The following is a 15,142-nucleotide window of genomic DNA, read 5'->3' as shown; positions in this document are numbered from 1 at the left end:
CTTGGGAAAGGGTGAGAAATACATGAAAGGCATAGTGAAAGGTCTCGGCGTAACGCTCAAAAACATGACCCAGAAAAAAGTGACCTATGCATACCCGGATGTCCCTCTGGAAATGCCGGACCGCTTTCGCGGGATTCAGCATTTTGACCCGGATAAATGTATTGTGTGCAATCAATGCGCGCGCATTTGTCCGACGGAATGCATCACATTGACAGGAAAAGCGAATCCCGATCCCGACAAAAAGGGAAAAGTTATCGATACGTACGATATCAATTTTGAAATTTGCATTTTGTGCGACCTGTGTACGGAGGTTTGTCCTACGGAAGCCATTGTGATGACGAATAATTTCGAGCTGAGCGCGTACAGCCGCGACGATCTGTTTAAAAATTTGGAATGGCTCAACGACAATAACGCGAATGTCCGCAAGGAAAATAACTCAGCGCTTCCGAAAGGTGGGGCCAAGTAAAATGCTAGCGAATATCGGAGCTTTCTTGTCCAGCGGTGAAAATATTGCTTTCTTCGTGTTCGCGTTAATGGCCATCGGCGGCGCCATTTTTATGCTTAGCTTGACGAAAGTGGTGCATATGCTGGTGGCGTTGGCGCTGACATTTCTGAGTATGGCGGGCTTGTACGTCATACTGGACGCCGAGTTTGTCGCGTTTGTCCAGATTTTGATTTACTCCGGCGCCATTTCCATCCTGATGATTTTCGGAATCATGATGACGAAGCATCAGGGAGAGGAAATCGAGCCGAAGCGTCCGTGGCACAATGCGCTATTATTTATCGGGGCGGCTGGCCTGTTCGGGATTATTTTCTACGTCATCCAGACGGCGACGCTGACGACAGGCGAGTTCAAAGCGCCGGAAGACAATACGATGGAGATCGGCAAGCTGCTGTTCAGCCAGCATGTCATCCCGTTTGAGCTGATGTCTGTGCTGCTGACGGTTGCCTTTATCGGCGCTATTATTATTGCGAAGAGAGAGGAGGAGTGACTTTGACCGGACTAGCGACGCCTTATTTGACACTCGGGGCCATTTTGTTTTGTATCGGACTGTACGGCGCGTTATCGAAAAAGAATGCGGTAATCGTCCTGCTCTCCATCGAGCTGATGCTGAACGCAGTCAATTTGAATCTGGTCGCCTTCTCGAAGCTTGGCGTAAGGCCGGGAATGACAGGTCAAATTTTCTCCTTGTTCAACATCACGATCGCGGCTGTTGAGGCTGCCATCGGTATTGCGATCTTGATTACGCTATACCGGAACAAAGGAACAACCGACGTCAATGAAATGGATTCGTTAAAACGATAGCTTGCCGAAAGCAAGCTCAGAAGCGTTTTCGAAGTCAGCTTGCTAACGCAAGCTTAGTAGTGCTTTCGATGTAAGCTTGCCACAGGCAAGCTCTGGAACGCTTTCGAAGTCAGCTTGCTAACGCAAGCTTGGAGGAGGACATAAAATGATATCGGCCTACTCACAGTATGCCTGGCTTATCCCTTTATTCCCGTTGCTGTCGTTCCTCATCCTGACGGCAATGGGGCGTCAATTAAAAGAAGCGGGTTCCTATATCAGCATCATTGCTATGTTCGCTTCCTTTATTGTCGCCATGCTAATATTTATCGAACGGCTGGGCGGGCAGATTGAAGACTATACATGGAATAAGCTCACTTGGCTGAAGATGGGGACGGCAACGCTAAACCTCGGGTTCGAGATTACCAACCTGAACGCGCTGATGCTGGTGATCGTAACGCTGGTCAGCCTGTTGGTAAATCTTTATTCCAAGGGGTACATGCACGGCGACGAACGGATCAATGTATTTTTTGCATACATAGCGTTATTCACCTTCTCCATGCTGGGGCTGGTCATTTCCGAAAATCTAGTTCAACTGTACATATTTTGGGAGCTGGTGGGCGTATGCTCCTTCCTGCTTGTCGGCTTCTGGTACTTTAAGCCGGAAGCGAGAGCCGCCGCGAAGAAGGCGTTTATTGTAACGCGGGTCGGGGATGTCGGCCTGCTGATCGCGATCCTGCTGCTGTTCTGGGCGATGCCGAATCATGCGATGGATTTCAGCTCGATTCATAATGCGTTTACGACGGGCAAAATTTCAGGCGGTCTCGCCACTTTAATCGCCATTTTGATTTTCGTCGGAGCCGTCGGGAAATCGGGCCAATTTCCGCTGCATACGTGGCTGCCTGACGCGATGGAAGGCCCGACTCCAATCAGTGCTCTCATTCACGCGGCAACGATGGTTGCGGCCGGCGTGTACTTGGTAGCGCGGACCTTTGATGTATTTCAAGCCTCACCGACGGCGCTTACCGTTGTGGCCTGTATCGGCGGGTTTACGGCCATCTTTGCGGCAACGATCGGCACGGCGCAGAACGATATTAAGCGAATTCTCGCCTACTCTACGGTGAGCCAGCTCGGTTACATGATGATGGCTCTTGGCATCGGGACGACGGTTGCTTATACGGCCGGTATTTTCCACCTGTTTACGCATGCGTTTTTCAAAGCGCTGTTGTTCCTTGGTGCGGGTAGCGTGATTCATGCGGTTCATACCCAGGATATCCATGAAATGGGCGGAGTCGGCAGCAAAATGAAAGTAACGGCATGGACGTTCGGAATCGGCGCCCTGGCGCTTTCCGGAATCCCGCCGCTGTCCGGGTTTTGGTCCAAGGACGCTATATTGGCTGAGGCGTTTACGCATAATCAGCTATTATTTTGGGTGGGGCTGATCGCCGCATTCTTCACCGCGTTCTATATGTCCAGGCTGTTCTTCCTTGTCTTCCTCGGCAAGCCCCGCAATGATGCGCATGCGCACGAGTCGCCGCCGACCATGACTATTCCGTTGGTTGTATTGGCCGTGCTGGCTGTATTGGCGGGCTTTGTATTTACGCCTTTCAGTCCATGGCTCGGTACATGGCTGACCGGTCAAGAAGCGGAGGAGCATGCGAATGCGGTCGTCATGATTCTGTCTACGCTCGCCGGCGTGCTGGGCATCGGGCTCGGCTATTTGATTTATGTGAAAAAGTCGATCTCGAACGACGTTGTATCCGCCAGGGCGCCTTGGTTGTACCGGCTGCTGAACCGTAAATATTATATCGACGAGATTTACGAGGCGGTGATAGTCAAATCGTTAAAAGGATTAGGCTTATTGCTGCAATGGTTTGACGATTATATTGTCGACGGGGTCGTTCGGTTGGCCACTTATTCCGTTGTCGGTATCGGGCGTCTTGGATCAAGGCTTCAGAACGGTCAAGTTCAGACGTATGGACTCGCTACGCTGCTCGGATTGCTCATCCTGGCGCTGGCTTTAGCGGGAAGGAGGTTTATCAATGCCGGATAGCATACACATTTTATCGCTGATTGCCTTCTCGCCGCTGCTGGGTGTTCTCGTGCTGATGTTTATGCCGAAAAATCAAGGACAATGGATCAAAACCATTGCCATTATTACAACGTTGATTCCGTTGGCGTTATCGGCATGGCTGTATGCCGCATTCAATCATCAAATTGCCGGGCCTCAGTTTAAAGAGGAGCTGGGCTGGATTCAAGTGCCGCTCAATCACGAGGCGGGCGGGCTAAATCAATTGACTTCTTTCTTTTTTGAATTCAAATACGTGATGGCTGTGGACGGATTGTCTCTGCCGCTAATATTTCTAACCGCCCTGATCTGCACGATGGCAGCTTTTGCGTCGGTCTACATCAAGAAAAGATGGAAGTCTTACTTTATCTTATTTCTGCTGTTGGAAACGGGCATGTTCGGCGTATTTATGGCGCAGGATTTGTTCCTGTTCTTCGTATTCTTCGAGATCACGCTTATTCCGATGTTCTTCCTGATCGGCATCTGGGGCTTTATGGAACGCGAGCGGGCCGCCAACAAGTTTTTGATCTACAACGGCATCGGCTCGGCGATCATGCTGGTCGCTTTTCTGATTCTCGTCAGCACGGCCGGGTTCGGGCAAGTTTCCAACGAAGCAGGCACGTCGCTCTATTACAGCGGCAACTTGAATGTGATTATGGAGAACTTGTTCCAGAGCGAAGCGTCATTCGTGAACCAGAGCACGCTGGGCGAAAGCCCAAGCCCGTTCTTCCTAAGCGAAGCGATGAAATGGACGCTGTTCATTATGCTGCTGGTCGCTTTCGGCATCAAGCTGCCAATATTCCCTTTTCATACGTGGATGTTGAAGGTACATACGGAAGCTCCGCCGTCCATCGTTATGATTCACTCCGGCATTTTGCTGAAAATGGGCGCATACGGCATGATCCGTTTCGGCATCCTGCTGTTCCCGCAGCAGGCGGCGCATTGGGCTGCGGTGCTCGCCATTCTGGGAGTCATCAACATTTTGTATGGGGCTGTGCTTGCTTTTGTTCAGAAGGATTTCAAGCTTGTGCTGGCCTACTCAAGCATTAGTCATATGGGAATCGTCCTGTTGGGGCTTGCCGCTTTCAATACGATTGGTATGGAAGGCGCCGTTTTCCAGCTCGTGTCGCACGGTCTTATTTCAGCGCTGATGTTTTTGCTGGTGGGCGCGGTTTATGAACGAACGCAGACGACGATGCTGGATGAATTGGGCGGATTGGCCAAACATATTCCGTTCATTTCGGGCATCCTGCTCATATCAGGGATGGCATCGCTTGGACTGCCGGGCTTGTCCGGGTTCGTCAGCGAGTTTCTGGCCTTTGTCGGCTTGTTCGAAACCGCCAAGGTGATCACGGTGATCGGTACGCTGGGCGTTATTTTTACGGCCGTTTACGTGCTGCGCGGGGTACTCAGCATTACGTTCGGACCGCTCAAGGCTCCGGCAGACGGCATGAAAGACGCAAGGCTCATGGAAGCGATACCGATGATTACACTGGCTGCATTTATTGTCGTGCTAGGAGTTTATCCGGCTGTTTTGACCGAGCCCTTGCATCAAACCGTAAACAGCTTTGACCAATTCATCCAAAGCATTGCTAAGATAGGAGGTTAGACCGGTGGATCAATTACGTCTCCAATGGAGCGATCTCGGATACATGGCGCCGGAGCTGACTCTGGTTATAGCTGCTGTGGTGTTGTCATTGCTCGATCTGCTGCTGCCGAGGCAAACGAACCGGACGCTGCTCGGCTGGCTGTCGCTGGCAGGCATCGTCATTTCCGGACTGTTTGTAGTCAGTTATCTTCATCCGGCGGAACCGAAGCAGCTGCTGAACTTGAGCTACCGGATCGATGATTTTGCGAATATTATAAAGCTGATCTTATTAACGGGCGCAGGCTTAATCACTTTTATGAGCATCGGCTCGATCAAGAAAGAAGATATTTCCCATCTCGGCGAGTTTTATTATTTGCTGCTGCCGGCGACCTTGGGCGGTATGATCATGGCTTCCTCCGGCGACCTCATTACGCTATACGTCGGCTTGGAGGTGCTGAGCATTACTTCCTATATTTTGGTGGCAATGCGCAAAAAAGATTTGCAAGCCAATGAAGGGGCCTTCAAGTACATCGTGCTGGGCGGAATTTCCTCGGCGATTATCTTATACGGGATGTCCTTTTTATACGGGGTCTCGGGATCTACGAACATTTCGGAAATCAACACCATTATCAGTCAAGATGCGGCGTCGATTTTACCTTACCTTTACTTGTCCTTCTTCCTGCTGCTGGCCGGCTTCAGCTTTAAAGTGGCTGCAGCGCCGTTCCATATGTGGGCGCCCGACGTCTATCAAGGGGCGGCGACACCGGTTACTGCGTTTTTGGCTGTCGTCTCGAAAGCAGCGGCATTCGCCATATTGTTCCGCGTTTTGTACGGGGTGTTCGCGATCGGCCCGTTAATGGAGACGCCGCTGCATAAAGACGTGCTGCTGTCACTGATGGTGGTCGCGGCTTTGGCTATGGTGCTCGGAAACTTTATAGCGCTGCGCCAATCGAATATGAAGAGGCTGTTGGCCTACTCCGGTATCGCCAACTCCGGTTATTTGCTCGTTCCGATTGCCACGCAGTTTTCGATGGTTCATTTCTCCAACTTCTCGGAGTTCGCGTTTTACTTGATCGCCTACTTGTTTATGAACATCGGAATTTTTGCCGTGCTGATGATCCTGGAGCGCTCTACAGGCGACGAGCGGATCAGCGGACTGGCGGGACTGTATTACCGTGCGCCGGGCACGGCGGTAGCTGCGGTGCTGCTGGTGCTTTCACTTGCCGGGCTGCCGCTGTCGGGCGGTTTTTTCGGGAAGCTGTACATTATGCTGGGCACGCTGCAAACACAAAATTATTGGCTGGCTGCCGTAATGATCGGTACCAGCGTCGTATCGTTCTACTACTACTTCGGCTTGATCCGTCAAATGTTTATGCGCAGCGATTTCGAATCGCGCGAGGTGGCAGTTCCATTGCCGCTCGGCATTACGCTCTGGCTGTGCGCCGGTGCCAGCTTGGTGCTCGGTATCGTGCCGCAGCTCGTGCTGAACTGGATTGAGCGGATATTTTCTTTGACGCAGGATTTATTCTTCTTGGGATAAATCCGACCTGCCAGAAACCCAGTGTGCCGCAATACGCGGACACGCTGGGTTTTTTGTTATAATATCAGAAATTATCTGTTTTCAGCGGAGCTGAACCATTGTGATACTGCAAGAAAAGCTACATCAAAAGCTCTTCGTCGGAAGGGCTTCGGTCAAGCGCCGCGTCGATTCGGATAGACTGCTTTAACGATGCGCGCACATGGGTAATAATGTGTAACCTGGCTTGTTCATGAAACTTCCACTTTTTACAACCTGCTTTTGAAGCAGGGAATCGGCCAGGCAATAGCGAAATCAATAAAGCTGCTCGTATGAGCTAAATCTGCGCAAAGGATCAATGAACATGCTTGATAAAAAACAACCTGTCCCCTTCGTACGATACGGAATTATAGCCATAGTCATGTTCATTGTATTCGCGGCGACTGCATATGCCGAAAGTCGGGAAGTACGCGTGGCGGCAACCGCAGAGGATCCGTTTATCGAAAAACAGACGTATTTAAAACAAATTCACGCGAATGAAGCGTGGGATATAGCTACAGCCAACAATAACATGGTGATCGCGATTGTCGATACCGGGGTCGATCTGGAACACCCGGATCTTAAACCGAATCTGGTTACAGGCGCCAATCTCGTCAATCCGAGCCTCCCTCCGCAGGATGATAACGGCCACGGGACGAATGTAGCCGGTGTTGTTGCGGCTGTCGGCAACAATGACAGGGGCGTCGCGGGGATTTTGTGGAGGGCGAAAATGATGCCGATCAAAGCTCTGGAAATGGATGGCTCCGGCGGAGAAGCGAAGCTGGGCGAGGGCATCCGCTATGCTGTCGACCACGGTGCGAAAATTGTCGTTTTATCGCTAGGATTAAACAAATATTCGAATTATATGAACGAAATAGTTCGTTACGCGGAAGAGAAAGATGTACTGCTCGTTGCGGCGACAGGAAACGAAGGTAACCGGGTCAAATATCCGGCGGCGTATCCGACCGTTCTTGCGGTCGGGGGCATGACGGCGGAGCGGAAGGCGGATCCGCGTTCCAATTCAGGGCCTGAAATCGATCTGGTCGCGCCATGGGACGTGTTTACAACTGCCAGAGGGGGTTCCTATGAATACAAGGACGGCACCTCGATGGCGGCACCGCAAGTCGCGGCTGTCGCGGCCTTGGTCTGGGGCAAATATCCGGCGATGAAGGCTTACCAAATTCGCCAGCTGCTGCGGCAAACTGCAGATGACTTGGGTGCGCCCGGATGGGACAGCTCCACGGGCTACGGAATGCTGCGGGCGGACAGGGCGATGAAAGAAATGCCGCTTGCGGATATGTATGAGCCGAATAACCGGAAGGATCAAGCGAAAGCGATATCGGTCAGCAAAATGATCTCAGCCTCGTTCTCCGGCGGCTCGGATCAGGATTGGTTTTATTTCGATGCCCCTTACAACGGTACGGTCAATCTGGACTTCGATACCGGGGGGCTTCCCGTTATCGTTCAGCATACGGATGCGAATGGGAACTTTGCCAGCGTTGCCGCCAAGCCGGGACAGCCGGCCTCGGTTCAGGTGGTGAAAGGGCGCAGCTATGTGCAGCTGCAGTTGGACAACCGTAATTTGAAGCAGGAGGTACCGTATAAGCTGACGACCTCTTTCGATATATACCGGGATCAGTTCGAGGACAACGACCATCAATACAGTGCAACCGTCCTGCCGTCACGGAGCCAGACGATTGTAGGCACCTTTCATCAAATGAACGATCAGGACTGGTTCGAGCTGCCGATTGAACAATCGGGATCGCTGCGGATTCGTGTGAGCACGGACACCGCGAGAATTGACCCGGTGCTTTTCGTTCAGAAGAAAGGGGAGAAAGCCTACGTCGTTGACGACAACGAGGATGGGGTTGAGGAAAGCTTGCTGCTGCCGGAAGTGTTTCCGGGCAGCTATTATATCCGCGTGTCGAATGTGAAGGAATATCCGTTTCCGGTGACGGGCGAGTATACACTCACGATCGAGTATGACGCCAAGCTGATCGATCCGAACGAACCGAATAACCGCTCCTACCAGGCGACGACAGTATCGCTCAACACGCCATACTATGGTTTGATTGACAAGCCGGACGATGTGGACTGGTTTCAGTTCAGAATTCAGGAGAACAACATGGTACAGCTCGATTTGACGGAAATACCGGATGGCGTTGAAATGAACATGATTTTATATGACGGAAGCATGAAGCCCATATCGAACACAAGCGGCATGAAGGCCGCCAAGCTTCAGCAGCGTCTGCAAGCAGGTACGTATTATGCGAAGCTAAGCGCGAATCAGACGTTTGACCGGAGCTTATATCAATTTATGGTTAATGCCAAGCCGCTGACGGGCAATTTTACCGATATTCGCGGACATTGGGCACAAAATAGTATATTGGGACTAAGCGATAAGCAGATTATTAACGGTTACGACGATTACACGTTCCGTCCCAACCGGACGATCACCCGCGCCGAGGCCACAGTTATTTTGAGCCGGGCGCTGAAGCTCTCGCAGCAAAAACAAATAGCATATACCGATCTGTCCCCGAATCATTGGGCTTATGCGGATATCGCCCGGGCTGCGCAAAGCGGTATTATCGACGGCTACCCGGATCGGACATTTGCTCCCGACCAGCCGGTCAGCAGGATGGAAATGATCTCGATGATAGCCCGCAGCTTGAACAAAACGGGAAATCTGCAGGGCGATGTACCGTTTACCGATGTGGATAATGGTTACTGGGGTACGGGCATATTGAAGCAGATGAAGGCGGAGGGCTGGATCGCGGGTTATGCGGACGGAACGTTTCGTCCCGATCAGCAAGCGACGCGGGCTGAATTTGTGAGCATGCTGGCGAAGATGATACCATAAGGTTGGGCTCTGGAACGCTCCCCACAGGCGGGCAGAGAGAACGTACTTTTATTAGGAAAGCAGGGATACGGTTATGGATTATGTAGATCAAATGAGCGCGTCCATGGGGATGAACGGATTACTGAATATCGTCATTGTGCTGATCTGCATCGGCTGCTCGTGGTGGGCTCTGCAAGAGATCCAATTGGAAAAAATCATGAGGCGTCCGCGGAGCGTACAAAGCAAGCTGCTGCAAATTTTATTATCGATTGCCTTAGGGTATCAGGTAGCCCGTTTTGTCATCGATTATTTTCACTGGTCCACCTGGCTTCCGGGGATGTTTTAAATCGTCCGGTGCATAGGGAGCGGTACGGGCGGAAATTGTCCGGAGAAGCGACAGCGTCGGTCTTTGTCGTTGGATGGCAGCCGCTGTGCGGGTACCATCCAAGAGATCGGGACAATCGTGATTCGATTGAATGAACCGTCCGCGCAGCGGGCCGTTATTCGCCGGACTTTTGAGGCTGTCCGAATAACCAAGGTGAATATTGTCAACAATGGATAGTACAACCGTTGTAAATCCCTGGTTGGCTCCGAATACTATCGTGACCGGGTTTTCAGAAAATGAATTTTACATGCTGAAGGTTCAATGCTAAACTGTTACAGTGTGCAAAGAAAACAGCGCGGAGGGGGACCATGATGAGCAAAATTATCGTCCGCGGCGGCCGAAGGTTGTCAGGCAGAGTGAGAATACATGGAGCAAAAAATGCCGTTCTGCCGATCATAGCAGCCTCTATATTAGGCATAGATGGAGAAAGCGTGATTTACGACGCGCCTCTTCTGGACGACGTTATTGTAATAAATAAGGTTTTGGAAAGCCTTGGAGTCGAAGTTGAATATATAAATGAGACGATACGCGTCAATGCGCAAAGCATCCGAACCTGTGAGGCTTCCTACGAGCTCGTTCGAAAAATGAGGGCATCTTTTCTTGTGATGGGACCTTTATTGACCCGCATGGGTCAGGCGAGAATATCGCTGCCCGGCGGCTGCGCCATCGGTACCCGGCCCATCGACCAGCATTTAAAAGGCTTTGAGGCGATGGGAGCGGAAATCGAGCTGGGCCAAGGCTATATCGAAGCGAGGGTAAACGGCAGGCTCAAGGGCGCCAAAATTTATTTGGATGTTGCCAGCGTAGGCGCCACGGAAAATATTATGATGGCGGCTTCGCTTGCGGAAGGCACGACGACCATTGAAAATGCGGCGAAGGAGCCGGAAATTGTCGATTTGGCGAACTATTTGAACGCCATGGGCGCCAAAATTCGCGGAGCGGGGACAGGCCTCATTCGCATTGATGGCGTTGAGAAGCTGACGGGTACGGTACATACGGTTATTCCGGATCGAATTGAAGCAGGTACATATATGATTGCCGCGGCTATAACGAAAAGCGATGTTTATATTGAAGGCGCGATCGGCGATCATTTGCGGCCGGTGATTTCCAAATTGCAGGAAATGGGCGTGCAAATTGAAGAGGATGAGAACGGTTTGCGTGTCTTTACCGATAAACCGCTCCGTACGGTCGATGTTAAAACATTGCCGTATCCGGGCTTTCCTACCGATATGCAGTCGCAAATGATGGCGCTTCTTTTGACGGCGGATGGTACAGGCATTGTAACCGAGACGGTGTTTGAAAACCGCTTCATGCATGTCGAGCAGCTTGTGAATATGAATGCGCAGATTAAAGTTGACGGACGGTCGGCGATTATTAGCGGCGGCAGCCGGCTTCGCGGAGCCAAAGTATGCGCTACTGACCTGAGAGCCGGAGCGGCACTCATTTTGGCGGCGTTGGTCGCGGAAGGCGAGACCGAAGTGACGGGCATTCATCATATCGATCGCGGATACGTTAACATTACGGATAAGTTGAGTGGGTTAGGCGCAGATATTCAACGGCTGTCTATCGAGCCGGCCGCTGAAGAAGCCGAGGCGGAAACGATCTCGATTTTCGCAGTCAGCCCAAGCATGGCGTAACCGCAACCGAACAGACATTAAGCACAAAACTATGAGGAGACTCTGCGGATTCCGGAGAGTCTCATCTTTTCTATGTCCGGGTTCTATTCTATCTTTTCGGTTCATATGATGATGTTACCTGTAAAGATACCTTCACAGAACATCCATGCCTGCAGAAGACGGAGGAACCGAGATGGACAAAAAGAAGATGATCCGATGGGCGGCGATCTGCCTGTCCAGTTTTGTTGCCGTAGTTGTAATTGTTCCTTCTATTCTTGTAAAAAGCCCGCCTTCTCCATCGCCCTCAAGCCTGCAGCCGGCATCAGACTCCCGGCAGAGCGAGACGGCCGGACAACCGGCTCTGCAAATCCCGGTTTATATGAGCAAGCAGCAAAAAGTGGTGCAGCTGCCGCTCGATCAATATGTGAGAGGTGTATTAGCCGCGGAAATGCCGATAGAGTTTGAGCTGGAGGCGATGAAAGCGCAGGCCATGGCCGCAAGAACCTATATCATTCGGCGAATGATAGAGCAGGATACGAGCAACGTGCCGGTATCGGGAGCCTGGGTGACCGACACGGTGGCGCATCAAGCTTACATATCGGACGAGGAACTCAAAGCCAAGTGGGGAGAGGTTTACGCTGCGAATTCGGACAAACTGAACCGTGCAGTGGACGAAACCAGGGATCTGATTTTGACCTATGACGGCAAACCGATTCAAGCGACTTTTTTTTCGACGAGCAACGGCTATACCGAAAATTCGGAGGACTATTGGAACGAATATATTCCTTACTTGCGGAGCGTTCCCAGTCCATGGGATATGAAGCTGTCCCCGCGTTATAAAGAAACGGTCACCGTTTCTTACAAGGAGCTTCAGCGCAAGCTGGGGACCCCGGGGATCGTTCCGGTTTCCACCAACAGTCGCAGCGGAATGAAGATCATGGAGATGACGAAGGGCCATCGTGTCAAAAGAGTGGTCATAGCGGGCAAATCATTCACAGGTCGTGAGGTTCGCGAGCGCCTTGGCCTGAATTCCTCCCATTTCGAATGGAGCTGGAAAGGAACGGATTTGCTGATTACGACGTTTGGCTACGGGCATGGCGTCGGCATGAGCCAGTGGGGGGCCAACGGGATGGCGCAGCAGGGACGTAAAGCCGATGAGATTGTCAAATATTTTTATACCGGCATCGGAATAGACAGAGCCTCAAAACTAGTAAAAGGTAAAAGTTTCTAAAAAAATAGATCGCCTCGCGTATAAAACTCGTAACCGTGGCAACAATGGTTAGCGAGGTGATAAATCTATGAATGATCAAAAGAAAGATTTACAGACCAATGAAGAAGCTCCTAAAACCAACGAGGGAGCGCAAAGCAGTCCATCTTTTTCCTGGAAACGGTTTTTGGCGAAGAAATGGGTATTTCCTGCAACGTACATGGCAGCCGCGGCAATTATCTTAACGTTAATGTGGGTCTACCAGGATGCCGGTAAGTCGGCTCTCGATGGAGAGTTCGGGATCCAAAGTAAAACCACAGTAACGGATAATGTCAACAAGCCGGATGCGGTAGCCGTCAATACGGTTACGGAAACGATGCAGCACCCGTTCAAGGAAAAAGATCTGGATGTGATTCTGCCGTTCTTTGACAGCAAAGCGTCCAATGAAGTGCGCCAAGCCGCCATGGTCGAATATGGCGATACGTTCACGCCGCATATGGGTATGGATTATGCCAAGCATGACAATACCGCATTCGATGTCTTGGCTGCCATGAGCGGAAAGGTGACGGCGGTGGAAAAAAATCCGGTCGTCGGCAATTTGGTTGAAATTACGCACAGCAACGGCCTTGTCACTGTGTATCAAAGCTTGGCCGATGTGAAAGTCGCGAAAGACGCTGAAGTAAAAGCCGGCGATGTGATCGCCAAAGCAGGCCGCAATGAGCTGGAGAAGGATCAGGGCGTTCACCTCCATTTCGAGGTAAGGCAAGGGGAGAACGGGCAATCCGTTAATCCGGAGCAGTTCTTCGCAGAACATTAATTTCAGGATGGCAAAGGCCGGGGGGCGTATGTACGCCCCCTCTTTTTTTGGTTACCGGAAAGTATAAGCTCTATACTTTGCTTCGCTCAACCTTGACAAACGCACCTGTCCTTAAGGATAGCGAAGCCGTTTAAACTGGTATAAAAATACGCATTTATGGCTTGTCCTTGAAAATAATTGTGGTTTCTAAAGCTTGTCAGGCTTGGAAACAAAGAATATAAGTAAACGCCCCTCATATAATGTACCAAACTAACTCGAGTAGGGAGGCGAGGGGAGTGCACGATTACATCAAAGAGCGGACCATCAAAATCGGTCGTTGCCTTGTGGAAACGAAGCATACGGTTCGCACGATCGCGAAAGAATTCGGTGTTTCCAAAAGTACGGTGCACAAGGATTTGACCGAAAGATTGCCTGAGATAAATCCTGATTTGGCGAATCAAGTCAAGCACATTTTGGAATACCACAAGTCGATCCGGCACCTCCGGGGCGGGGAAGCGACCAAGATCAAATACCGGAAGACGCGTAATCCAAAAGCGCAGGAAAAGCTGGTTACGGCAAAGTAGCAGCATGCTTTACCGAATGAAGCGTTCCGCACCTGTCCGAACCGAAACGGCAAAACGATATTTGTCGAAATTGTAGGATAAAAAAAGAGGATTTTGCAAATTAATAGCGAATTTACTTATAATTGATAATATATGGAGTACCGCTTCTTTTTTTAGGATGGACGGTTTTGTTTAGGGAGGAACTATTCAATGTTAAGCAAGGATATTGGCATCGATCTGGGGACAGCTAACGTCCTGATTCATGTAAAGGGACGCGGTGTTGTTCTGGATGAGCCGTCCGTCGTCGCTATTGAAAGCGATACGAAGCGGGTGTTGGCTGTCGGCGAAGAAGCGTTCCGCATGGTCGGGCGTACGCCGGGGAATATCGTAGCTATTCGCCCGCTTAAGGATGGCGTAATTGCCGATTTTGAAATTACGGAAATTATGCTGAAGCATTTCATAAACAAGGTAGGCGGCAAGAGGTGGTACAGTCACCCGAGAATTTTGATCTGCGCTCCGACCAATATTACATCCGTTGAGCAGAAGGCGATTCGCGAAGCGGCGGAACGGAGCGGGGCACGAGAGGTGTTTCTGGAAGAGGAGCCTAAAGCTGCTGCCATCGGCGCAGGGATGGATATATTCCAGCCAAGCGGGAATATGGTCGTGGATATCGGTGGAGGGACGACGGACGTAGCCGTCTTATCGATGGGCGATATCGTCACCTCCTCCTCTATTAAAGTCGCGGGGGACAAGTTCGACTCGGCCATTATGAAATACATCAAGAACAAATATAAATTGTTGATCGGTGAGCGGACCTCGGAAGACATTAAGGTCAAAATCGGAACCGTCTATCCGAACGGCCGGAGAGAGACGATGGATATTCGCGGCAGAGATATGGTGAGCGGGCTGCCGTTGACAATAACCATCAATTCGGAAGAAATCCACGAGGCGTTATGGGATCCTGTGTCCTCGATCGTAGCTTCGGCTAAAACCGTATTGGAGCGTACGCCTCCCGAGCTGTCCGCGGATATTATTGATCGCGGCGTCATCCTGACCGGCGGCGGCGCGCTGCTGCACGGCATCGACCAATTGTTGGCGGACGAGCTTAAGGTGCCGGTGCTGATCGCAGAAGATCCGATGCATTGCGTTGTTAACGGAACCGGCATTATGCTGGACAACCTGGATAAAGTATCGAAGCGTAAATTTTAATAGAACCGTTCTATAACGCCGACGCTGGGGAGGA

General features: G+C 51.0%; 13 protein-coding genes. All 13 read left to right on the top strand.

The window, feature by feature from the left end; translation table 11 throughout:
• Window positions 1-22 precede the first annotated feature (22 nt).
• The 13 genes from nuoI to mreB all read left to right on the top strand — a co-directional run bounded on the left by nuoI (window position 23) and on the right by mreB (window position 15,108).
• A complete protein-coding gene (gene nuoI / locus E1757_RS26790; protein ID WP_133233993.1) occupies window positions 23-466 on the top strand; it encodes an NADH-quinone oxidoreductase subunit NuoI in 444 nt (147 codons plus the stop codon).
• A gap of 1 nt (window position 467) precedes the next feature.
• Complete coding sequence (locus E1757_RS26785) at window positions 468-992, top strand: NADH-quinone oxidoreductase subunit J (RefSeq protein ID WP_133233991.1); 525 nt, start codon at window positions 468-470, stop codon at window positions 990-992.
• Window positions 989-1,306, top strand: a complete 318-nt coding sequence (gene nuoK / locus E1757_RS26780) for an NADH-quinone oxidoreductase subunit NuoK (protein ID WP_133233989.1) — start codon at window positions 989-991, stop codon at window positions 1,304-1,306. Before E1757_RS26785 ends, nuoK begins: the two co-directional genes overlap by 4 nt.
• 145 nt (window positions 1,307-1,451) lie before the next feature.
• Entirely contained in the window at window positions 1,452-3,335 is a 1,884-nt protein-coding gene (gene nuoL, locus E1757_RS26775; RefSeq protein ID WP_133233987.1) for an NADH-quinone oxidoreductase subunit L, read from the top strand.
• On the top strand, window positions 3,325-4,959 hold the full coding sequence (locus E1757_RS26770) for a complex I subunit 4 family protein (protein WP_133233985.1): 1,635 nt from the start codon (window positions 3,325-3,327) through the stop codon (window positions 4,957-4,959). Before nuoL ends, E1757_RS26770 begins: the two co-directional genes overlap by 11 nt.
• 43 nt (window positions 4,960-5,002) lie before the next feature.
• Window positions 5,003-6,478, top strand: coding sequence for an NADH-quinone oxidoreductase subunit N (locus tag E1757_RS26765; RefSeq protein ID WP_133234112.1), 1,476 nt, complete (start codon window positions 5,003-5,005; stop codon window positions 6,476-6,478).
• 340 nt (window positions 6,479-6,818) lie between these two features.
• On the top strand, window positions 6,819-9,353 hold the full coding sequence (locus tag E1757_RS26760; protein WP_246079546.1) for a S8 family serine peptidase: 2,535 nt from the start codon (window positions 6,819-6,821) through the stop codon (window positions 9,351-9,353).
• Window positions 9,354-9,426: 73 nt separating this feature from the next.
• The gene (locus E1757_RS26755; protein ID WP_133233983.1) at window positions 9,427-9,678 is read left to right on the top strand and encodes a DUF1146 family protein; all 252 of its coding nucleotides are present in this window, start codon (window positions 9,427-9,429) and stop codon (window positions 9,676-9,678) included.
• Window positions 9,679-10,028: 350 nt separating this feature from the next.
• Window positions 10,029-11,354 (top strand): UDP-N-acetylglucosamine 1-carboxyvinyltransferase, encoded by a 1,326-nt coding sequence (murA, locus tag E1757_RS26750; protein ID WP_133234108.1) that lies wholly within the window; start codon window positions 10,029-10,031, stop codon window positions 11,352-11,354.
• 172 nt (window positions 11,355-11,526) lie between these two features.
• Window positions 11,527-12,564, top strand: a complete 1,038-nt coding sequence (spoIID, locus tag E1757_RS26745) for a stage II sporulation protein D (protein WP_133233981.1) — start codon at window positions 11,527-11,529, stop codon at window positions 12,562-12,564.
• A 67-nt stretch (window positions 12,565-12,631) separates the two neighbouring features.
• Window positions 12,632-13,357 (top strand): M23 family metallopeptidase, encoded by a 726-nt coding sequence (locus E1757_RS26740; RefSeq protein WP_133233979.1) that lies wholly within the window; start codon window positions 12,632-12,634, stop codon window positions 13,355-13,357.
• A gap of 275 nt (window positions 13,358-13,632) precedes the next feature.
• On the top strand, window positions 13,633-13,920 hold the full coding sequence (gene spoIIID / locus E1757_RS26735) for a sporulation transcriptional regulator SpoIIID (RefSeq protein ID WP_133233977.1): 288 nt from the start codon (window positions 13,633-13,635) through the stop codon (window positions 13,918-13,920).
• Between the two features lie 189 nt (window positions 13,921-14,109).
• The gene (gene mreB, locus E1757_RS26730; protein ID WP_133233975.1) at window positions 14,110-15,108 is read left to right on the top strand and encodes a rod shape-determining protein; all 999 of its coding nucleotides are present in this window, start codon (window positions 14,110-14,112) and stop codon (window positions 15,106-15,108) included.
• Window positions 15,109-15,142 lie beyond the last annotated feature (34 nt).

Origin of the sequence: Paenibacillus piri (assembly GCF_004354045.1) — a bacterium.
GTDB classification, from domain to species: Bacteria; Bacillota; Bacilli; order Paenibacillales; family NBRC-103111; genus Paenibacillus_S; species Paenibacillus_S piri.
Note: the sequence above shows the minus strand (reverse complement) of the source record. Positions and strands in the feature narration are given on the sequence as shown.